At 49.1% G+C, this 20,103-nt stretch carries 20 protein-coding genes; 6 read left to right on the top strand and 14 right to left on the bottom strand.

Translation table 11 applies throughout. The features are described 5' to 3' along the window. Window positions 1-35 precede the first annotated feature (35 nt). From EKM84_RS09290 to EKM84_RS09260, 7 genes are all read right to left on the bottom strand, one after another. Window positions 36-764 (bottom strand): WxL domain-containing protein, encoded by a 729-nt coding sequence (locus tag EKM84_RS09290; protein WP_125765490.1) that lies wholly within the window; start codon window positions 762-764, stop codon window positions 36-38. A gap of 19 nt (window positions 765-783) precedes the next feature. Beyond that, the gene (locus tag EKM84_RS09285) at window positions 784-1,230 is read right to left on the bottom strand and encodes an LPXTG cell wall anchor domain-containing protein (protein ID WP_125765489.1); all 447 of its coding nucleotides are present in this window, start codon (window positions 1,228-1,230) and stop codon (window positions 784-786) included. A 581-nt stretch (window positions 1,231-1,811) separates the two neighbouring features. After that, window positions 1,812-2,477 carry a WxL domain-containing protein gene (locus EKM84_RS09280; RefSeq protein WP_125765488.1) on the bottom strand — a complete coding sequence of 222 codons (666 nt, stop codon included), beginning with the start codon at window positions 2,475-2,477 and terminating at the stop codon, window positions 1,812-1,814. A 556-nt stretch (window positions 2,478-3,033) separates the two neighbouring features. Then, window positions 3,034-3,744, bottom strand: coding sequence for a class A sortase (locus tag EKM84_RS09275; protein ID WP_125765487.1), 711 nt, complete (start codon window positions 3,742-3,744; stop codon window positions 3,034-3,036). A gap of 672 nt (window positions 3,745-4,416) precedes the next feature. Then, window positions 4,417-4,668, bottom strand: coding sequence for a type B 50S ribosomal protein L31 (locus EKM84_RS09270; protein ID WP_125765486.1), 252 nt, complete (start codon window positions 4,666-4,668; stop codon window positions 4,417-4,419). 101 nt (window positions 4,669-4,769) lie between these two features. Next, window positions 4,770-6,056 carry a UDP-N-acetylglucosamine 1-carboxyvinyltransferase gene (locus EKM84_RS09265; protein WP_125765485.1) on the bottom strand — a complete coding sequence of 429 codons (1,287 nt, stop codon included), beginning with the start codon at window positions 6,054-6,056 and terminating at the stop codon, window positions 4,770-4,772. A gap of 126 nt (window positions 6,057-6,182) precedes the next feature. After that, entirely contained in the window at window positions 6,183-6,719 is a 537-nt protein-coding gene (locus EKM84_RS09260; protein WP_125765484.1) for a TetR/AcrR family transcriptional regulator, read from the bottom strand. A 319-nt stretch (window positions 6,720-7,038) separates the two neighbouring features. On the opposite strand from EKM84_RS09260, the gene EKM84_RS09255 reads away from it, so the two are divergent. Further along, window positions 7,039-9,369 (top strand): ABC transporter ATP-binding protein/permease, encoded by a 2,331-nt coding sequence (locus tag EKM84_RS09255; protein WP_125765483.1) that lies wholly within the window; start codon window positions 7,039-7,041, stop codon window positions 9,367-9,369. A 397-nt stretch (window positions 9,370-9,766) separates the two neighbouring features. Here the strand turns inward: EKM84_RS09255 and EKM84_RS09250 are convergent, their stop codons facing one another. From EKM84_RS09250 to EKM84_RS09240, 3 genes are all read right to left on the bottom strand, one after another. Beyond that, entirely contained in the window at window positions 9,767-11,374 is a 1,608-nt protein-coding gene (locus EKM84_RS09250) for a CTP synthase (protein WP_125765482.1), read from the bottom strand. Between the two features lie 165 nt (window positions 11,375-11,539). After that, a complete protein-coding gene (rpoE, locus tag EKM84_RS09245) occupies window positions 11,540-12,190 on the bottom strand; it encodes a DNA-directed RNA polymerase subunit delta (protein ID WP_125765481.1) in 651 nt (216 codons plus the stop codon). Between the two features lie 44 nt (window positions 12,191-12,234). Beyond that, window positions 12,235-12,675: a DUF1934 domain-containing protein gene (locus tag EKM84_RS09240; RefSeq protein ID WP_125765480.1), complete on the bottom strand. Its 441-nt coding sequence runs from the start codon at window positions 12,673-12,675 to the stop codon at window positions 12,235-12,237. Between the two features lie 212 nt (window positions 12,676-12,887). Here EKM84_RS09240 and EKM84_RS09235 point away from each other — a divergent pair, with 212 nt between their 5' ends. The 5 genes from EKM84_RS09235 to EKM84_RS09215 all read left to right on the top strand — a co-directional run bounded on the left by EKM84_RS09235 (window position 12,888) and on the right by EKM84_RS09215 (window position 17,324). Continuing rightward, window positions 12,888-13,721, top strand: coding sequence for a lipoate--protein ligase family protein (locus EKM84_RS09235; RefSeq protein ID WP_125765479.1), 834 nt, complete (start codon window positions 12,888-12,890; stop codon window positions 13,719-13,721). A gap of 15 nt (window positions 13,722-13,736) precedes the next feature. Further along, window positions 13,737-15,101 carry an HD domain-containing protein gene (locus tag EKM84_RS09230; protein WP_125765478.1) on the top strand — a complete coding sequence of 455 codons (1,365 nt, stop codon included), beginning with the start codon at window positions 13,737-13,739 and terminating at the stop codon, window positions 15,099-15,101. A 2-nt stretch (window positions 15,102-15,103) separates the two neighbouring features. Then, on the top strand, window positions 15,104-15,916 hold the full coding sequence (locus EKM84_RS09225; protein ID WP_125765477.1) for a Cof-type HAD-IIB family hydrolase: 813 nt from the start codon (window positions 15,104-15,106) through the stop codon (window positions 15,914-15,916). A gap of 21 nt (window positions 15,917-15,937) precedes the next feature. Beyond that, complete coding sequence (gene yidA / locus EKM84_RS09220) at window positions 15,938-16,747, top strand: sugar-phosphatase (RefSeq protein ID WP_125765476.1); 810 nt, start codon at window positions 15,938-15,940, stop codon at window positions 16,745-16,747. A gap of 160 nt (window positions 16,748-16,907) precedes the next feature. Beyond that, window positions 16,908-17,324: a MerR family transcriptional regulator gene (locus EKM84_RS09215; protein ID WP_125765475.1), complete on the top strand. Its 417-nt coding sequence runs from the start codon at window positions 16,908-16,910 to the stop codon at window positions 17,322-17,324. 93 nt (window positions 17,325-17,417) lie between these two features. Here EKM84_RS09215 and EKM84_RS09210 read toward each other — a convergent pair whose 3' ends face one another. The 4 genes from EKM84_RS09210 to EKM84_RS09200 all read right to left on the bottom strand — a co-directional run bounded on the left by EKM84_RS09210 (window position 17,418) and on the right by EKM84_RS09200 (window position 20,061). Then, entirely contained in the window at window positions 17,418-17,711 is a 294-nt protein-coding gene (locus EKM84_RS09210) for a helix-turn-helix transcriptional regulator (protein ID WP_164511368.1), read from the bottom strand. Between the two features lie 200 nt (window positions 17,712-17,911). Further along, the gene (locus EKM84_RS14205) at window positions 17,912-18,079 is read right to left on the bottom strand and encodes a hypothetical protein (protein ID WP_164511367.1); all 168 of its coding nucleotides are present in this window, start codon (window positions 18,077-18,079) and stop codon (window positions 17,912-17,914) included. A 246-nt stretch (window positions 18,080-18,325) separates the two neighbouring features. Continuing rightward, the gene (locus EKM84_RS09205) at window positions 18,326-18,679 is read right to left on the bottom strand and encodes a DUF3899 domain-containing protein (RefSeq protein WP_125765473.1); all 354 of its coding nucleotides are present in this window, start codon (window positions 18,677-18,679) and stop codon (window positions 18,326-18,328) included. Between the two features lie 401 nt (window positions 18,680-19,080). Further along, window positions 19,081-20,061, bottom strand: coding sequence for a ribose-phosphate diphosphokinase (locus EKM84_RS09200; protein WP_125576272.1), 981 nt, complete (start codon window positions 20,059-20,061; stop codon window positions 19,081-19,083). Window positions 20,062-20,103 lie beyond the last annotated feature (42 nt).

The raw sequence follows: 20,103 nt of genomic DNA, 5'->3' as shown, positions 1-20,103 counted from the left end.
CGCAGCCCCCCTTTTCATTCTAGACTGCTGAGCGATTATTCAGGAGTGTTAGTCAAAGTCCAAGTTAAGGTAGAGGTGTATGAACCAGCAGCGTTACCTGAAGGAACGGTCAAATCTGCACCTGAGAAAGTATCCGTCCAAGTCCCGACACCAGCGCCAACCTTGGCATTGTAAACAGGCTTGTTTTCAGTACCACCAGTTGGTAACGAAATATTGTCAGCATCTGCAGTTGCCCCGGCAGGGTTCGTTGAATCAGTTGAAGCAACCTTAGCACCAGTGAAGTTAATGTTACCACCCTGGATAGTTGCAGCGGCACCAGCAACATCATTAGTCTTGTCAGCATCTGTGTTCAAATCGTTCGTCAGTGCCGTGTTAGAAACTTGAACCTTCCAACCTGAAGCAGTACCAGGATCAACAACCGTTACAGCACCAAGTTCTGCGTCCTTCCAAGAATTTGCACCCTTGGTAAAAGTACCCGTTAAGTCTAAGGCTGTCTTACCATCTAAGACATTCCCCTTACCATCGCTAAAAGTAACATCAGGAGCTGAAGTGATAGCTAATGAACCAGCAACGTTACCACCATCGCCATCACCGTTACCGTTGTTACCGTTATCGCCAGCACCCTTACTGCTCAAGGTAACCTTAGCAGTAGTATCTTGAGAACCGGTATTAGTAGTTGCAGACGCATTTGCTTGAACAGTCGTAAATCCAAGGCCAGCAACCAATGCAGCAGAAGCTAATAATTGTAAAGTTTTTTTAGTCATAATGAAAATCTCCCTCAACTTAATTTTGTTGTTTTCTTCTTTTAAGTAGAATTCCAATCCAAGCTAGTAGTAACAAGATAATTCCTGCTAGTGTGCTAAAGCCGAACCACACTTCAGATGTTTGTGGTAACCGACCCGCTAAAACATGGTGTGATGCCTGTGAAGCTTGCGTAACCTTACCATTCGTGGGACTAACGGTCGCCCCTTGACCACCGTTAGTATTCGTGGCGGGTGATGTTGATGAGCTCCCGGAATTGTCGTTCCCAGTCACTGTATCGCCGTCATTACCATTGATAGTGGCTCCCGCACCGCCGCCGGTCACATCAGATGTGCCTGTTGCTGGTGGTTTGGTTAACGCTACCGAATAGTGTGATTGCTGAACATCATCCGCACGAGCAGTTGCTGGCATGCCCCAACTGACGATCAGCAGGCTCAGTACCAGCAAACCTAAATCTCGTAATCGCATCGCTGTCCCATCCTCACGTCTTTGTTCCTTGTCACAACCACAACACTTACCTAAATTATGAAACTTATATGAAGCTATCTGATGAATTCATCTGATTACATAAGTTATAATAGCACCGTTTTGAGCTTTTGTCCACAATTAATCATCTGTGGTAACAAACGTTTTTATAAGAAGTATTGTCAGGGGTGTATAAACGATTAGTCAGTTCACCAACGATCTGTTTAATTCCTATTCAAGTGGTCTATGTTAGGCTTGTTGATTCGTTAATTGGTTAGTAGTTTGTATCCCATTTCTACGTGATTGTCTAATTTGTTTTATCCAATTGCTATTGTTTTACACCCCTCAACTAAAGGCGTAGGTAAAATAGCTACCGTTTTCTCTACTTAATCTATCTTTTACAGGTAATTTTCAGCAAAAAATTATTCGCATGATATACCTTCATTGATCAAAGACCTCCTCTCAATCCGATTTCAAAGACAACGATTAACTATAACCCTAGAAATCACGCAACTACATTTGAAAACAAGGGCAAACAAAAAAAGACGGCTTTTCAGCCGTCTCATAAAACAAATTCATTTAAATTAAGCTAATGGTGCGTTCTTCAAAGTCCAAGTCAAGGTTGATTCGTACTTACCAGCGACTGCTGAAGCGGGGATATTCAGAACTGAATCCTTACCAAAGTTTGCACTGAAAGTCCCAATACCTTGATTAGCAACAGCATTCATAACTGATTGTGCACTAGTGTCAACACCAGTATTAACAGCTACCCCATTAAAACTAGTACCAGTAACTGAGTCAGTTGCAGAACTAACTGTGGCAGTCGTCTGGTTGCTGGTATCTTCCGTAGAAAAATCTGACTGAACTGGAAGGGCGTTAGCTGAAGCACTCTTCAAGTCGTAGGAACCACCACTAAGTTTATCGGTGCCGGAAGTCATTGCAGTACTGTCAACAGTGACGGACCAACCAGTGTTAGCCCCGGCATTCTTAACAACCAAGTTGTTAGCAACACCCAAAGTAGTCGTATCCTTGGACCCAGTCAAAACCTTGTCAGCAAAAGTTAATGTTGGTACTTGAACCAAGCTAACACCACCGGCACCGTTAGGATCAGCAGTTAAATTAACGTTAGCAGCGGTAGTCCCAGTAGTTGCGTCAGCGGCAACATCCGCGTTGGCAGTCGTCGTTGAAGCTAAACCTAAACCAGCAAATGCAGCAGCAACAGCAACGAAACCCAAAGTCTTCTTAAACATATTTATTATCCCCTTTAAGCCTTTTGGCTAAATATAAATTTCTGTCAACATTGGCTGATCTTCGTTCAACTACCTCGCGGGATTACCCTAGTTAATCATGTTCCCCCAACGTGCGGTGGTTTTCTCTGTATCAACCTTACAAGGATATAGTACATCATTTTGCGTTCTTTGTCCACTCTTAATCATCTGTGGGGAGAATAACTAATTCGGTAATTCTTTCATGCACGATTAATTGATTTATACCATGTTTGCTATTACAATTAAAATGCCTATGTGACAATGTTTGTAGGCACGTTTATCAATGAAAACAGTTTACATTTTATGGCATTTTTCCGAAATTTGCTAACTATTTTTGTTTTGTTTTATAGTATGCGATATCTTTAGTTACTATTGGATACCCTATGTACTATGCACTCTAAACCCTTGATACGTCTAGATTGTGCGCCAATTACCCGTTTGACGCGATTTTTTTAAAAATATTTTTAAAAAAATTCAAAAAAAGTAAAAAAAATCAGCGTTTTCTGCTTTTTGGACAGAAATCACTGATTTTTTACCCTTATTTGTTGTTAAAACCACCATGGAACCCTTTTTGCACGGAACTTGGGGCATCCTTATAGGCCATCTGCTTCACGTATTTCCCACGAATCATCAACCGGTTCGCCCCAGTCGCGTCACAGGTGATCAGGGTGACCAGTTTTTGTTTCGTCTGGGCAACTACGCCCACGTCCGTTGCTGGAATGAACTTACGGACGCTGACCTTGTAAACGAAGACGGTCTTGGCATTGGTCAGGTAGATCATTTGGCCGACCCGTGTCTTCCAATACAGAGGGCTAAACAGAATCGATTGCGAAGACATGTGATGTCCAGCCAATGGATAGTTGCCCTGGCCCATCTTCTGGTCCGGCCGCATGGTCCCCGCCGTCAGTGCCAGGACCTCGTTGCTAACGCCCTTAGCAATCGGCAAGTGAATCTTCGACTGTGGCATCAGAATTTCCCCCACCACGTGGATGTTTGCCGTGTTCCAACGGGCATTGGCTACCGTCGAGAAGTCCAGCGACTTCACCTTGCTGAAATCATACGAGGCCTTCTTCTTCTCGTTATTCTGAACAGCCTTACGCGTAATCTTAGGCTGATAGGAAGAAATCAACCAGTTTTTAATTTGTTCGTTAAAGATTAAGCCCAGCGAAATGACAATCAGGAGGACAAACAGCGTGCTCCATAGCCATCGCCAACGACGTTTTGGCTGCTGCTTCTTTTTGTCTGCCATAATTAGTTACTCCAATCCCCAAATAATTCGGTCTCTACGACTTTGAATTCTACCCTTTTTACTAACAAAAACAAAGTCTGAGGCTCGACGGTGTCAGAAAATTAACAAATTCATTCGGAAAATGACAACGGTGGGTAGGTCCACAGGCTGTTCTGAGCGTCACTAAGCGGTTTTTCTAGTGCTTTACAAGATTATTCATAGGAGACCACAGAACGTTGTGTTGGGCTTGTGGGTGGGTTTTAGCGCACTATTCAGGTGAGTGGTCAGTTGCGGCATGTGAATCAGCCACTTTCTTCCTATAGAGATAGCAGCACTGACTAGCATCTAGAATACTGGTTCAGTTCATCAATCTGGCTCTTACCATTCTCTCCCCCAGCGCTTAACCCCGACTAAGCAATGACCCAAGTTTGGAATTTCCGTTCAATTTAGATTGCTTTAGTTCGCTAGGTCGGTCCTCCACAGAGCTATCCCGGTCCTGGCGGCCTCCGAAACGTGCTTCACGAGCCAGACTCCTGCGCTTAACCCGGCTAAGAAAATATCCCAAGCCCGGGGATATTCCCTTAGCCACGTTAATGCTCAGAGTCTAAGCGGCTCGTTCCGCACTCTTTTCTACAAAAAAACCGGCCACGGGGATAACCCCGTAACCGGTAAGACAAATCATAAATTTTATAATTAGTCGTTGGATAAACCGTACTTCTTGTTGAAACGGTCCACAGCACCATCGGCTTGAGTAAACTTTTGCTTACCCGTGTAGAATGGGTGGGAATCAGAAGTAATTTCGACACGGATCAATGGGTAGGTGTTGCCGTCTTCCCATTCAACCGTTTCGTCAGAAGTTGCCGTTGAACCAGATAAGAACTGGAAACCAGTACTTGAATCTTGGAACACAACTTCGTGGTAATCTGGGTGAATTCCTTGCTTCATAATGTAATACGCTCCTTTGCCCTGATCCATTGACTGAATCAGAGATTGATTTTAATCGTCAACCGTTGAATTATAACATGAAAACGACATAGCGGCAATGGCTAATCTTGGCCGTTTTCCACTAAACTGTCATCAACGATTTCTACGTCGGCGTTTAACGCCGTTAATTTTTCAACAATCCGGTCATAGCCGCGCAAAATATTATCTGCCTGACTAATCTCCGTGTCACCATCGGCCATGAGTCCGGCAATCACCAGGGAAGCCCCGGCACGGATTTCTCCGGCCTGAACTTGGCCCCCAATCAGGTCATCGCTCGGGTCAACCACAATGGTGCCCTCTTCAGAACGAATGTGGGCACCCATCTTCCGCAGCTCGGCGATGTGCTTGATGCGTTTGGGATAAATGGTATCGATGACCACACTACTGCCGTCCGCCTTAAAGAGTAGCGGCGTAATCGGCTGTTGCAGGTCGGTCGCAAACCCTGGGAACGGCATCGTCTTGACCTGAATCGGCTTCAAGTCCTCAGAGCGAGGCACGTAAATGCTGTCTTCGTTGATTTCCAACGGCACGCCCATTTCGATCATCTTAGCCGTGAAGGCTTCCAAATGTTCTGGAATCACGTTTTTGACCACGACACCGTCGCCAACGGCCGCAGCCATTGACAGGTACGTCCCGGCTTCGATGCGATCGGGAATAATCGTGTGCGTGTTCATGGCCCGTAACGTTGGCACCCCTTCAATCCGAATGACATCGGTGCCGGCTCCACGGACATGAGCGCCCATGTTGTTCAGGAAGGTGGCGATATCAATAATTTCCGGTTCCTTCGCCGCGTTTTCAATCACCGTGGTCCCCACAGCCTTGACCGCCGCAAGAATCGAGTTGATCGTTGCCCCGACTGAGACCATGTCCAAGAAAATCCGTGCGCCGTGTAACCCCTCGGGACCCGTGGTGATACGCACCGTGCCGTCATGCTCGTCGACCGCCGCACCCAGTGCCTTAAACGCTTTGATGTGTTGGTCGATTGGCCGTGGCCCGATGTTATCGCCGCCCGGGAAGCTCAGCGTGGCCCGTTGGAACCGCCCCAACAAGGACCCCATAAAATAATAAGACGCGCGCAAGCTCTTGATGGCCTTGCTCGGAAGTGGTGCTTCAACGATTTCCGTTGGGTCAATGGTGAGGACCCCATCTTCAAACGTGGAATGCACGTTCATCGATTTCAAAATTAACATTAAGTTGTGCACATCAAGGATATCCGGTACCATGTCAAAACGGACCGGTGTATCAGCTAAAATCGCTGCCGGAATCAATGCCACTGTGCTATTTTTAGCGCCGCCGATCGTCACTTCTCCAGAGAGTGGTCGGCCGCCGTGAATAATCATTTTCTTCATTGTGATGTGTTCCTCACTTAATTTATCTTCCATTGTAATTCCATACAGTCAGATACCATGATAAATAATACCGGGCAAAAAGACAACAGTTTCCCGGTATTTCGGGCAAATTGTAATATTTGGCAGCTACAAAACCGCATCCCGCATCTCTGACAGGTTCTTGGCTAGTATGGTGTTGATAATAATTTGCGTTAATTGGTGTGGGGTCTCGGGCATGCCGTCCTTGACCCACTTTTTAAGGATACTTTGCAAACCGGCGCCAATATAGGTCCCCTGGTAGTCATCGATCAGCGGTGGCTCCGGGCCCGTGCGCTGCATCAATTCCTGCATGCGCTCGAGCAACTTGGTCTTACCCTCAACGAAGACGAGATTACTGAGCTTCTTGTCCTCGTAAAAGGCCGTTAACAGGTGCTCCAAGGCCGCGGTCGGTGAGCCATCTTCCAGCGGATGTAACCCCGCGACAAAGGCCTTCTCGATGCTGGCCACGCAGTCATAAATGTCGGTGTAATACCGGTAGAACGTGGTTCGATTGACGTCGGCCTTGGCGCAGACCTCCGTCACAGAAATGGCGTTGATCGGTTTACTCTCCAACAACCCCAGCACGGTTTCTTGAATGATCTGCTGGGTGTATTGGGCCCGCCGATTGTTTTTCACACCAGCCATGAATTCTCACTCCTATTGCACAACGCGTTACTGCCGCAACGACTCTCCCATCCCCAGTCCCCGTAATTTCAAGGAGACATTACGTGCCGAAAGCAGGTACTTTATGGTATGGTAAAAGCCAGCTAATTGCTGTCGTCGTCATGTATACAACATTTTCATAAATTTTGTTGTGTTCACGACAAAATCGTCGACATTGACGGTTGCCACGACCACAATTTATTTTTATGCTATTAGACACGGTGTTGCATTAATGTTTATTTTATCAGAAAAATAGCCTGAGCAACAGCCGAAAGCCAAAATATGGAAGGATTATTTTAAAATGCTGGAACTAAAACATATTAAGAAATATTACTATGTGGGCGATTCCGTTACGAAGGCCCTCGACGATGTTTCCGTGGCGTTCCGTTCACAGGAGTTCGTCGCCATTCTCGGTCCCAGTGGTTCCGGGAAAACGACCATGCTGAACGGCATTGGCGGCCTGGATATTTACGACTCCGGGGACCTCGCCATTGAAGGAAAATCCACCAAGGACTTCTCTGAAGCCGATTGGGACGCCTACCGGAACAATTCCGTTGGGTTCATTTTCCAAAGCTACAACATCATCAGTCACCTGAGCATCCTGGACAACGTGGAAATGGGGATGACGCTGAGTGGCGTCTCCAACGCCGAGAAGAAAGAAAAGGCGCTGAAGGCCCTCGACCGGGTCGGTCTGTCCGACCACATCAACAAGAAGCCCAACCAACTGTCCGGTGGGCAACTGCAACGGGTCGCCATTGCGCGGGCCATTGCCAATGAACCCGAAATTCTGTTGTGTGACGAACCAACCGGCGCCCTGGATACCGAGACCAGTGAAGAAATCATGCAGCTGATCAAGGAACTTTCTGCGGAACGACTGGTCATCATGGTGACGCATAACCCTGACCTGGCGCGCCAATATGCCGACCGGATCATCGAATTTGCCGATGGGAAGATTCAACACGATTCCAACCCCTACGACGAACACACTGATGCCCAACAATTTGAATTGAAGAAGACCCGGATGACGTTCTGGACGGCCTTAAAGCTGTCATTTAACAACATTCGGACCAAGAAAGGCCGGACCGCACTGACCGCCTTCGCCTCCAGTATCGGGATCATCGGGATTGCCATCGTCTTGGCCCTCTCCAACGGGTTCCAGGCGCAGATTAATAAGACCCAGGCCAACACCTTGGCGCAGTTCCCCGTTACCATTTCACAGACGGCCACAAGTACCACGGCGCAGTCCAACGATACGGTCAAGGCGAACAACAAGAAGGTCGTCACGGCTAAGGTCAGCCAGCAAGACAAGGCGACCCACACCAATAAGCTTACCAAGAGTTACTTAAATTATGTTAAAAATCTCGACACCAAGTTGAGCAAGAACGTCACGTACACCTACTCGACCGGGATGAACCTCCTGCGTCAAGTCGACGGAAAGACCAAAACGGTCTCCTTCTCCAACGTTGATAACAGTGGCTCCAGCAGTGCTAACGCCATGCAAACGGCGATGAGCGCCTCGACCGGGGTCGGCGGTTCCGTTTACCCTAGTGCCAACGATGGCGGGACCAGCTTCCTGAAGAAACACTACAAGCTGGTGTCCGGAACCTATCCGAAGAACGCCAACGACGTCATCTTAATCGTTGACCGCGATGGTTCGACCAACATCAATGCGTTGAAGAATTTGGGGTACACCGTGAAGAACAACCAGACCTTCAACTACAACAAGATTGTTGGCACCAAGATGAAAATCGTGAACAACAACGATTACTACCAAAGCTTGCCAACCGGGAACTACCTGCCAAACAAGGCCACCAACTCCCTGTACAACAACAGTCATAACACGACCCTCAAGATTGCGGGAATCGTGAAAGTTAAAGCGAAGTCTTCCGAAAACGTCTTGGCTTCCGGGATTGCTTACAGTGATAAGTTGACCCAAAACATCATTAAAGACAATAAAGATTCCAAAATCGTTAAGGCCCAAAAGAAGGCTAGCGATAACGTCATGACTGGTCAAACCGTGGATAGCACGACCAAGAAGACCTTGATCAGCTACCTCGGTGGCTCCACCACGCCAGCTAGCATTCTGATTTATCCCAACACCTTCAAGAACAAGGATAAGGTGTTGACGTACTTGGACAAGTACAACAAGGGGAAGAGCAAGTCCGATAAGGTGATCTACACCGATATGGCCGGAACGGTTTCCAGCTTGACGGGGGGGCTGATGGACGCCATCACCTACGTACTGGTCGCCTTTGCCGGGATTTCACTGGTCACTAGTATGATCATGATTGCCATCATCACCTACACGTCCGTGCTGGAACGGACCAAGGAAATCGGAATTCTGAAGGCCTTAGGGGCCCGGAAGAAAGATATCACGCGTGTCTTTGATGCCGAAACGTTCATCCTCGGTGTCGGTTCCGGTGCGCTGGGTGTCGTCATCGCCTGGCTGCTGACGTTCCCCATCAACATTGTGTTGAAGAACATCACCGACCTGAGCAACGTGGCACACCTCAACCCCGTTCACGGTATCGTGCTGATCATCATCAGTACCGTCCTGACGATGTTGGGTGGCCACATCCCAGCTCGAATGGCCGCGAAGAAAGATGCCGCTACCGCCTTACGTTCTGAATAGGTTTAGTGGTCAATTAAAAACTGCGTCACTCCCGTTTTGGGGGTGGCGCAGTTTTTTGCGGTTATGTGCGTTTGTGGATAGATTGGGGATAAGTGCTTAGTTCTTGGGGATAACGTGTTGCGTTTGGGTAGTTTGGGGAAGTTATTCACAGGTGGTTGTTTATAACTCGGGATCAGTTTGGGGTTAGACTTTAAAAATGCCTGATCACCTTGCTGGAGATGCTGGTGTAAACCGCTAACTTTGCTCTCGCCATTATGTCCGGAAACTTGCGGCTTTTGAAACGTGCTACGCGAGCCAGACTCCTGCGCTTAGCAAAAGAAAGAGCTCCTGGCCGACGTTGTCGACCAGAAGCTCTTTCTTCGCTAATGCTCAGAGTCTAAACGGCTCGCTCCGCACTCTAATCCTTAACTTCCTTACTAGCTGCCGCGATGAAGTCCCGGAATAAACCTTCTGGACGTTCTGGTCGTGACAAGAATTCTGGGTGGTATTGCGCTGCCACGAAGAACTTCTTCTTTGGTAATTCAATGACTTCTACCAAGTGGTCATCAGGTGAAGTTCCTGAGAAGACCAGGCCCTTGGCTGCCATTTCTTCACGGTATTGGTTGTTAAATTCGTACCGGTGACGGTGACGTTCCTCAACCATTGGCTGATTGTCGTAAGCTGCGGCAGCGACACTGCCTGGTTTCAGCTTGCAAGGGTACAGACCCAACCGTTGAGTCCCACCCATTTCGTGGACGTCGGCTTGGTCAGCCATCAGGTCAATGATCTTGTGCGTCGTGCTTGGGTCCATTTCAGTGGAGTTGGCATCCTTATAGCCCAGAATATCGCGGGCAAATTCGATGCTGGCCACTTGCATCCCCAGGCAAATCCCTAAGAATGGCACATCTTGTTCCCGAGCATACTTGATGGACGTAATCATGCCTTCGATTCCGCGGTCACCGAAACCACCAGGCACGATGATTCCGTCGGCGTCGCCTAACATGTCTTGCACGTTGTCCTCAGTGATCTCTTCGGCATCAATCATCTTCAAGTCAATGTTGGCATCCACTGGGTAACCAGCGTGTTGTAAGGCTTCGTCAACGGAAATGTAGGCATCATGCAACGCCACGTATTTCCCGACTAAAGCAATCTTGATGGTCCGCGTTAAGTTTTGCATATGGTCAACCATTGCGGCCCACTGCGTCATGTCTGCCTTAGGCGCCTTGACTTGGAAATGATCCAAGACAATCTGGTCTAACCCTTGGTCTTGTAACCGTAAAGGAATCGAATAGATGGTTGAAACGTCCATGGATTCGATGACGGATGATGGCTTCACGTCACAGAACAACGCAATCTTCCGCCGCATCTCGTCGGTGATTGGGGCTTCCGTCCGGACCACCAAGATGTTGGGTTGAATCCCGATACTCCGCAATTCCCGTACAGAATGTTGCGTCGGCTTGGTCTTCATTTCGTGAGCCGCGTGCAGCGTTGGGACCAGCGTCGTGTGAATGTAAACCACGTTTTCGTCGCCAACTTCTGCCTTCATTTGCCGAATGGCTTCCAGGAAGGGTTGGGATTCGATATCCCCAACGGTCCCCCCAATTTCGGTAATGACAAAGTCTGCGCCCAGCGTCTTACCAGCGCGCATAATCTTTTCCTTGATCATCCCAGTGATGTGTGGAATGACTTGAACCGTCGCGCCTAAGTAATCGCCGCGCCGTTCTTTTTCCAAAACTTCCGAATAAATCTTACCAGTCGTGACGTTAGAATATTTGTTCAAGTTGTTATCGATGAACCGTTCGTAATGGCCTAAGTCCAAATCTGTTTCGGTCCCATCGTCGGTGACGAAGACTTCCCCATGTTGGTAGGGGTTCATCGTGCCGGGATCCACGTTAATGTAAGGATCGAATTTTTGAATGGTCACGTTTAAACCACGGTTTTTTAACAACCGTCCTAGGGAAGCGGCCACAATCCCCTTACCTAGTGATGAAACCACGCCGCCAGTCACAAAAATATATTTGGTCATGTGCAAACTCCTCGTAAGATTATTTAGGGTCGGAAAACTATAAAAAAAGCTCCCTATCCATTGCGAATAGGGAGCTTACCGTCCAGTTGTCCTCGCTACAAGTAGCAAGGAGCCCAAAAAACATAATACCTGCTTTTTGGCAGGAGGTCAAGCGAAGTTCAGAAATTATTTCTGTTCCTCGTCGTCTTCATCATCATCGTCTTCATCGTCGTCGGCGGAGAAGTCGAGATTCTCGTCATCGTCGTCCGGCGCTTCCATTTGGGAAAGCTGGTCTTCGATACCGTCCGGAATATCTTCCGTGTCATCTTCTTCATCATCGTCGTCGATGCCTAAGCCGGTCTGGAGTTTGCCCAGATCTGGCGCCGTTGAACCGGTGGTGTCATCGTCATCATCGTCACTGTAAGTGCTGGTGGTGTCGTCATCTTCTGGATCATCATCGTCGTAATCGATCACGTCATCGTCATCGGTCGTATCAGCCAAGAAGGCGTTAACCTTCTTCCGCTTCTTCCGCTTAGGTTGATCTTCATCTTCCTCGGCGTGAACGGTGGCTTCATCGATGGATTCAAACGGATACCAAGTTCGCAGTCCCCAAAGGTTATCACCCAGAGAAATGAAACTACCATCGACATTTAAATCCGTATAGAATTGGGACAGCCGGTCACGAATTTCTTCGTCGCTGTCGCCCAAATATGATTGGACGGCGTTAGCCAAATCGGCAAACCCCATCACGTCGCCGTGCTGAGACAAAATGGCGTGAGCAACTTCGATCATTGATAATTCCTTTTTATTCTGGCCCTCAAAGACTTTTAATTCCAAACTGGTGCACGTCCTTTCCACAGTCTACGAAATATGATACTCGTTTATGCCGTAAATTGCAATCGAATCTTGTAGTTTCCGACCAGATCATCATTTGCGTAGAGTAAATAATCAATTTTAACGTTGCCACTAAACGGTTTTTCCTTAAAACTCGTTTCCAAGTAAGGCGTGACCGTTTCAATCGGCATCATGCCATAGGGCGTGTTATACCGGGCCGTGACCCGCTTGCCACTCACAAAGTGTAGACGTAATTCTGCCTCGGCGTTCCGGGTCAGATGCACGTCACCTTCTGGGGTAAACTTCATGGTCACGGGCGTTTGTTCACCGGTCTCTTTGTTGGGCTCTAAGTACCGTAAATACAGGTTGTGTCCCATCTGGACTAACTGACCATCCACATCCAAGCGGTAGTCGGAAACGTCCTGATCTTGCTTGATGTGCGTCTCCAAGTGAATCATGACGGGCACCCCCGTAGATAATTGATCCATTTGCACACTTCCTTTCCGCGAATTGTCTGGGTTAATTATAGTTCATTTTCAGCGGAAAGCCTACCAATTATCTTGATTTCCTGTTCCGAACAGTTTTCCACTGCTCGTGCCGGAATTAAGCCCCGCGTAAGAACCGGTCCGAACCATGACGGCGCAAGCGTTTTCTAGTATAATGGGAGGTTGAAGATACTGAACGAAAGAAGGCGGGCGCCATGTTTCCTTTTGACCTCCCCACAGAGACGATTCAAACCGTGACCACACCGATCCCGGCTGACAATAAAAATCAAGCTTTTGGTTACACCAATGCGCTCCTAGACCTGGTTGTTGACCTTCAGGAGCCCATACTGCACTTCTGGACCATGCAACCGACCGTTATCATGGGACTGAAGGATAAGCGGCTTCCCAACCTGACAGCGGCTGTCAATGCCGTTCAGGCCCATGGCTACGACTACGTGCTCCGTAATTCTGGCGGCTTGGCCGTTGTCAGCGATGCCGGCGTCCTAAACGTCTCGTTATTTGCCCCACTAGCCACGCCACCGATTAGCGTGGAAGCGGCCTACGCGCAAATGACTACGCTGGTCGATGCCGCCTGGCCCGAGTTGACGCTGAAGCACTATGAGATTACCCGTTCCTACTGTCCGGGTGACTACGACCTGAGCGTCGACGGTCATAAGATTGCGGGAATTGCCCAACGACGGAGCCCACACGCACTAGTCACCATGCTGTACCTGGGCGTGAACGGTGATCAGCCTGCCCGTGGGCAAATGATTCGTGATTTTTACCAGGCTGGCCTCGGGGATGCCGAGAATAAATGGGACTTCCCGGACGTCGACCCCGCAGTCATGACCACGACTTCAGCACTATTGCACCAAGACTTAACGGTTGCCGACGCTGAACAACGCTTCATCACCGCGGCGGAATCGGCTGGCCTGCACGTTGGCCGTGAAAAACTCGCCACCTTAATGGCCTCACCTAAGTTCACGACAGCACTCGACCACGCTACGGCTCAAATGGCTCGCCGCCAACCACGGCTCACTTCAAACTAGTAAGGAGGAATCAGTGTGACTTATGCCCAACAACGGCTCCCCCGGGAGAAAGTTTTCCGGGACCCCGTGCACAACTACATTTACGTCCAACATCAAATTATTCTTGACCTAATCAATACCCGCGAGTTCCAGCGGCTACGTCGTATCAAGCAATTGGGAACCGCCTCACTGATTTTCCACGGGGCAGAGCATTCTCGCTTCACGCACTCGCTGGGGGTTTACGAAATCACCCGACAGATCTGTGATAACTTTCAACGGAATTACCCAACCAAGACACCGGGCGATGGCGGCTGGGATGACAACGAGCGGTTGACCGCGCTATGTGCCGCGTTACTCCATGACATTGGCCACGGCCCGTACTCCCACACCTTTGAACATATTTTCCATACCAACCACGAAGCCATCACCGTTGAAATTCTGACCTCACCAGAAACTGAGGTCAACCAGGTGCTCCGCCGGGTCAGTCCAACCTTCCCAACCGAAGTGGCTAGCGTGATTCAAAAGACCTATCCCAATCCGCAGGTCGTCCAAATGATTTCCAGTCAGATTGATGCTGACCGGATGGACTACCTTCTGCGGGACGCTTACTACACGGGCACCCAATACGGGACGTTTGATTTGACCCGAATTCTACGGGTGATGCGGCCCTACAAGGATGGCATTGCCTTTGCCATGAACGGGATGCACGCGGTTGAAGACTATATCGTCAGTCGTTTCCAGATGTATCAACAGGTCTACTTCCACCCGGTCTCTCGGTCCATGGAAGTCATCTTAGATCACCTCTTAGGCCGGGCCAACGAACTGTACCAAGCAAACGAAACGGACGAAAGCTTCATCCCCCATTTGCTCCTACCGTTCTTCAATCACAAATTCGACCTCCAAGATTATTTGAACCTGGATGACGGTGTCTTGACAACCTACTTCATCCACTGGCGCCAATCTCCAGATGAGATTCTGGCTGACTTGGCCCATCGCTTTCTCGACCGCAAGCCATTGAAGAGTGCTGAATACTCAGAGACCACCAAGTCCCTGTTACCACAGCTCCGCCAAATGATTCGTTCCGTGGGCTTTAACACGGACTACTATACGGCCACCGATAACAGTTATGACTTGCCTTACGATGATGCCTACGATCCGAAAATGACCTACCCGTTGACCCAGATTGAATTGCAGGAACCCGATGGCACCTTACTAGAACTGTCCACGGTTTCCGACCTAGTCAACGCTATTCGTGGTAAATTCTCGGGTGACCAACGGTTCTTCTTCCCTAAGGAAATGTTGAACCCCGGCAACGACGCGCCCGAGCTCTTCCAGCCCATTTATGATGAATTTGGTACCTACATTCAGAACAATCAATTGATCCAACCCAAGGAGTCCTAAGCATGACGGTTAAACTCATTTTACTCGATATTGACGGCACCTTACTCACACCTAATGATAAATTAGCGCTCTCTACCATCGACGCTATCAAAGCAGCGACCGCTTCCGGAATCAAGGTCGTCCTCTGTAGCGGCCGCCCTCTCGCTGGGGTCCAACTCTACCTGGACATGCTGGATTTAACTGGCGACGACCAATACGTCATCACCCACAACGGAGCCTCGATTCAAACGACCAATGGTCACCCCCTGATTACCCATTCGCTCAGCCTAAATGACGCTGAGCGGTTGGCTGACCTGGCTGATCAATCGAAAGTGCACTATCATTTGATTACCCCTCAAGCCATTTACACACCTAATCGGCCAGCCAGTGCCTACTCCATTCGTGAGAGTCGGCTGGTCCATTTGCCATTAAACTACCAACCAGCTGATAAGATTCCCGCTGGGGAGGACCTGCTGACCTTCGTCTACATTGACGAGACGGACGTCATTGACCACTTTGAACAGACCTTACCACCTGCCATGCATCACCAGTTCTACATGGTTCGGACGGACCCACATTTCATCGAGGTCCTTAACCACCAAGTTAGCAAGGCCGCCGCGCTCACGGAACTCGCCGACCGGCTGAACATTACTGCTGACGAGACCATGGCTATTGGAGACGGCGAAAATGATTTGCCAATGCTCCAGGCCGCTGGATTAGGCGTCGCCATGGGTAACGCCACCGCAACGGTGCAAGCCGCGGCCGATGCCGTTACCAGCAGTAACGCCGAAGACGGTGTGGCAAACGCCATTTTGAAATACGCACTATCACTTTAATTATCTAAAGGAGACGCATCCATGACCATCAAATTAATTGCGATTGACATCGACGGCACGCTACTCAACGAAAAGAACGAGCTGGCCCAAGAAACGATTGACGCCGTACAAGCCGCTAAAGCCCAGGGCATCAAGGTCGTTTTATGTACCGGCCGGCCCTTGACCGGGGTTCAGCCTTACCTCGACGCCATGGGAATCAGCGGTGACGACCAATACGCCATCACCTTTAATGGTTCCGTCGCCCAAACAATTTCGGGCAAGGTTCTCACGAATCACTCGTTGACCTACGATGACTACATTGACCTGGAAAGCTTGTCCCGCAAGCTGCAATCGCATTTTCAAATCGAAACGCCCGACTACATCTACACGGCTAACAAAAACATCAGCGCCTATACCATTGCGGAAAGCTACTTAGTCCGGATGTTGATTCGGTACCGCGAAGTCAGTGAGACCCCTCGCGACCTGACGATTTCAAAGGCCATGTTTGTTGACGATCCCGCCGTGATTGACCGGGTTAAGGCCAACATGCCCCAGAGCTTTAAGGAGCGCTTCAGCGTGGTCCAAAGTGCACCCTACTTTATCGAAGTCATGAACAACCATGCCAGCAAGGGGGGCACCCTGGGCGAATTGGTTACCCAGTTGGGCCTAACTGCTAACGATGTGATGACTCTGGGGGACCAAGGCAATGACCTGACCATGATCAAATACGCCGGCTTAGGCGTGGCCATGGGCAATGCCATCGACGAGGTCAAGGAAGCGGCCCAAGCGGTCACCCTGACGAACGCCGAAAATGGGGTTGCCGCTGCCATTCGCAAGTATGCCCTACAGTAAAACTAATCTGACCCGTTATCGACTTACCCGCTAAGCGGATAAGTCGATTTTTTAATTAACTCACCGAACCTCGGTTAAAATCCCGATTCAGATAGCATTTCCTAACCCTATCATTAGCTCACGTGGTAATCTTGTCGCAATCAGAGGAGATGAATGGCTTATGAATATAAAAGAATTCGCTGAAAAGGTGGACTGTCATCCAGACACCCTGCGCTTTTACGAGAAGATGGGCATTCTTGTGCCCGGTCGCACCAACGGCAATTACCGTCAATACACGGTCGAAGACCTCACGACCTACCGCATCATCCATAGTCTCAAACGCGCAGGCTTACCTTTGGATGAAATCCAAGACATTCTCCACCTACGCTCGGCCAACGTCTGTGCCACCTGCTGTGCCGATACCCTCCGGTTCATCACAGGAAAACACGCGCAGTTCATTGATAACCAACATTTTTACGCCGAACTCGCCGTCTTGACCGACCAAATGGCTGAGGCCCTCACGACTTCCACCCTATCCAAGGGTGAACTGGACGCCATGATTGAAGAAATTGGTGAGCTGGACGATCAAGTCGTTTAACCCGAGACCGTGGTCCGTGCCGCGCGGAGATAGCTGCTATGCTGCAACCCTGATATCGGAGTGTCCATCGGGAAGCTCCGATTTTTTGTTAACCTATTTTTGCAAATCTGGAGGTATTTCCCGGCCATGCTGCTTGAAATACTGGTAGTTTTTATCCAGTCGCAACCAGAATCCCGGTTCCATCGCGATGACGGTCGTCAATTTCTCTGCAAAGTCCACCGTTATCCGTGCATCTCCGCTTAGAACCGCCGCAACGTAATCGGGCGATTTGCCCGTTCGCCAGGCCAATTCGCCTGGTGAAATGCCCAAAGCCGACAACGATTCCGCCAATATTTCTCCCGGTTTTGATACATAGTCCCGATTCAAGGGAAAACCTTTTCTGCCCAATGTAACAACCTCCTTCAAACTGCCTATAACCCCTGTAATATCGCCATTTCTTCTGGTGTATGGCCTACTATATCAGAACAAACATTCGTTGAATAGTGGAATCGTATTAGCTATCAGACTAGTTAAGCCCCTGGACGACCACGCAGAAAAGGACACCCCCTAACTGGAAGTGTCCCGCTTAACTGATCTATTTAGTTTACTTATTCAGCCGGAACTAACCGGTGCGCCTGGATAAACTGCTGGAACGTTTCAAAACACGTGGTCAAAAATTTCAACGTCCGGTCGTCGGTTAACTGACCCGCTTCGTTGAATTGTTGCTTCGCGAAGCCTAGCATAAATTGATTACCTGACAGAACGTGGGCGTTCAACCCAGCGACACCCCAGGCATCGTTTACCGCCCCTTTGCCTTGGACTCACAACAATATCAAATCGTCATGGTCTATGACGCCAAAACCAAAAATCCGGCTTTACATAATCTGCTGCATCTTAAGCAAAACGACTAACATGTCCCTACTAAAATCGCCAATCATTTACGCGATTTTTTTATTTTGTCAGAAATTTTTCCCAATAAAAAGAGCCCTCAGTCATCACGACCAAGGACTCTTCAAAATAAGCTAAATTGTGAAAACGACCCCTAAAATCAGGTAGCAGGCGCCACTAACCAGCCCGAACCGGGCCAACGTGTTGACCACGATGGGCGCGTTCTTCGTACTGGCAACTTGCCGCACCGGCACCTTTTCACCTGGTAACGGCTCAACTTTTTCCTTGCGATGCCAGAGGTGCCGCCACCCGGTAAATAAGTGACCCTTAGCCAAAACGCAAATGCCGCCGAACATGATGAGCAGCAGGCCCACCATGAACAAGAGGTTCCCAATGACCATAAACGATTGGCCTAAAATCTTCATGATTAACGCAACTAACAGCCCCGCCGCTACGGTTCCGGTCGCCGCTCTTTTCCAGTTTTTCATTTGCTTCATCCTTTGTTTTGACTTGGTTATTTGGTGATTTTTCGGTTTACTTGGTGCTGACTTTGGTTAATATTACACCCGTTTGGTGCGTTGCCTCAATTTTTTTAAGGAACCGTCCCGCCGAAACGTGCTACGCGAGCCAGACCTGATACTTACGTTCAATTCAGCTTGGTTTAGTTCGTTAAACTGGTTCTCCACGGAACTATCCTGATCCTGGCAGCCTCTGAAACGTGCTCCACGAGCCAGGTCCCTGTGCTTAACCCCAACTAAGCAATGACCCAAGCCCGGGGTCATCACTTAGTCGACGTTAATGCTCAGGACCTAACCGGCTCGTTCCACACTCTTCTAAAAAAGACCCAAGCCACGCACCACCGCGCCACTTGAGTCTCTCCGTATCTTTTTTATTGTTCGTGACTCCGGAAACGGTTCTTGAACAATGGGCTGACTGGCCGGTTTTCGTTGATTCGCTTGATGGCTTGACCAATCAGCGGACCGACTGAAATTTGTTCGATCTTATCGATTTGCTTGTCGGCAGTCAACTGAATGGAATCCGTCACAACCAATTTCTTAATTGGGGAGTTCTTGATTCGTTCAATGGCTGGGCCGGACAAGACTGGGTGCGTACAGCTAGCGTAGACTTCCTTGGCGCCCGCATCCATTAAGGCTTGCGAACCCAAAGTAATCGTCCCGGCCGTATCAATCATATCATCGATCATGATGCAGCGTTTGCCTTTCACATCACCGATAATGTTCATGATTTCAGCCACGTTCGCCTTTGGCCGCCGCTTGTCGATGATGGCAATTGGGGCCTTCAAGAATTCAGCTAACGCCCGGGCCCGCGTCACACCACCATGGTCAGGTGACACGACAACGGCATCTTCAGCCAACCCACTGTTGATGAAGTAATCCGCTAACAGCGGTGCCCCCATCAAATGGTCAACTGGTACGTCGAAGAATCCTTGAATTTGGGCGGCATGCAGGTCTAATGCTAAGACCCGGGTCACGCCGGCCGTTTGTAACATGTTAGCGACTAATTTCGCCGTGATTGGTTCGCGGGAACGCGCTTTACGGTCTTGCCGCGCGTAGCCGTAGTACGGAATGACCACGTTGATGGTAGCCGCACTTGCCCGTCGTAACGCATCGATCATGATCAACAGTTCCATCAAATTGTCGTTGACGGGTGCTGACGTGGACTGAATCACGTACACGTGACTGCCCCGCACACTCTGTTCGATGTTAATTCGAATTTCGCCGTCGCTGAATCGGTCCACCGAGGTTTTCCCTAATTCGACACCAACTTCGTTAGCAATTTTTTCTGCCAACGGTTTGTTGGAGTTCAACGCAAAAATCTTTAGTTTAGGGTCAAAATATTGCGTAGCCATAATTTCCTCCAATAGCCTATAGTCTGCCTGAATTTCCTACAA

The sequence above is a fragment of the Levilactobacillus mulengensis genome, from assembly GCF_003946045.1.
GTDB classification, from domain to species: Bacteria; Bacillota; Bacilli; order Lactobacillales; family Lactobacillaceae; genus Levilactobacillus; species Levilactobacillus mulengensis.
This window is presented reverse-complemented; position numbering and strand designations above follow the sequence as displayed.

What these genes read in the sequence shown, in the direction of transcription:
- EKM84_RS09265 (WP_125765485.1), bottom strand. Translation starts at nt 6,056, where the DNA reads ATGAAGAAAATGATTATTCACGGCGGCCGACCACTCTCTGGAGAAGTG.
- yidA (WP_125765476.1), top strand. Translation starts at nt 15,938, where the DNA reads ATGACCATCAAATTAATTGCGATTGACATCGACGGCACGCTACTCAAC.
- EKM84_RS09260 (WP_125765484.1), bottom strand. Translation starts at nt 6,719, where the DNA reads ATGGCTGGTGTGAAAAACAATCGGCGGGCCCAATACACCCAGCAGATC.
- EKM84_RS09285 (WP_125765489.1), bottom strand. Translation starts at nt 1,230, where the DNA reads ATGCGATTACGAGATTTAGGTTTGCTGGTACTGAGCCTGCTGATCGTC.
- EKM84_RS09240 (WP_125765480.1), bottom strand. Translation starts at nt 12,675, where the DNA reads ATGGATCAATTATCTACGGGGGTGCCCGTCATGATTCACTTGGAGACG.
- EKM84_RS09280 (WP_125765488.1), bottom strand. Translation starts at nt 2,477, where the DNA reads ATGTTTAAGAAGACTTTGGGTTTCGTTGCTGTTGCTGCTGCATTTGCT.
- EKM84_RS09215 (WP_125765475.1), top strand. Translation starts at nt 16,908, where the DNA reads ATGAATATAAAAGAATTCGCTGAAAAGGTGGACTGTCATCCAGACACC.
- EKM84_RS09235 (WP_125765479.1), top strand. Translation starts at nt 12,888, where the DNA reads ATGTTTCCTTTTGACCTCCCCACAGAGACGATTCAAACCGTGACCACA.
- EKM84_RS09255 (WP_125765483.1), top strand. Translation starts at nt 7,039, where the DNA reads ATGCTGGAACTAAAACATATTAAGAAATATTACTATGTGGGCGATTCC.
- EKM84_RS09270 (WP_125765486.1), bottom strand. Translation starts at nt 4,668, where the DNA reads ATGAAGCAAGGAATTCACCCAGATTACCACGAAGTTGTGTTCCAAGAT.
- EKM84_RS09250 (WP_125765482.1), bottom strand. Translation starts at nt 11,374, where the DNA reads ATGACCAAATATATTTTTGTGACTGGCGGCGTGGTTTCATCACTAGGT.
- EKM84_RS09275 (WP_125765487.1), bottom strand. Translation starts at nt 3,744, where the DNA reads ATGGCAGACAAAAAGAAGCAGCAGCCAAAACGTCGTTGGCGATGGCTA.
- EKM84_RS09205 (WP_125765473.1), bottom strand. Translation starts at nt 18,679, where the DNA reads ATGAAAAACTGGAAAAGAGCGGCGACCGGAACCGTAGCGGCGGGGCTG.
- EKM84_RS09290 (WP_125765490.1), bottom strand. Translation starts at nt 764, where the DNA reads ATGACTAAAAAAACTTTACAATTATTAGCTTCTGCTGCATTGGTTGCT.
- EKM84_RS09225 (WP_125765477.1), top strand. Translation starts at nt 15,104, where the DNA reads ATGACGGTTAAACTCATTTTACTCGATATTGACGGCACCTTACTCACA.
- EKM84_RS09200 (WP_125576272.1), bottom strand. Translation starts at nt 20,061, where the DNA reads ATGGCTACGCAATATTTTGACCCTAAACTAAAGATTTTTGCGTTGAAC.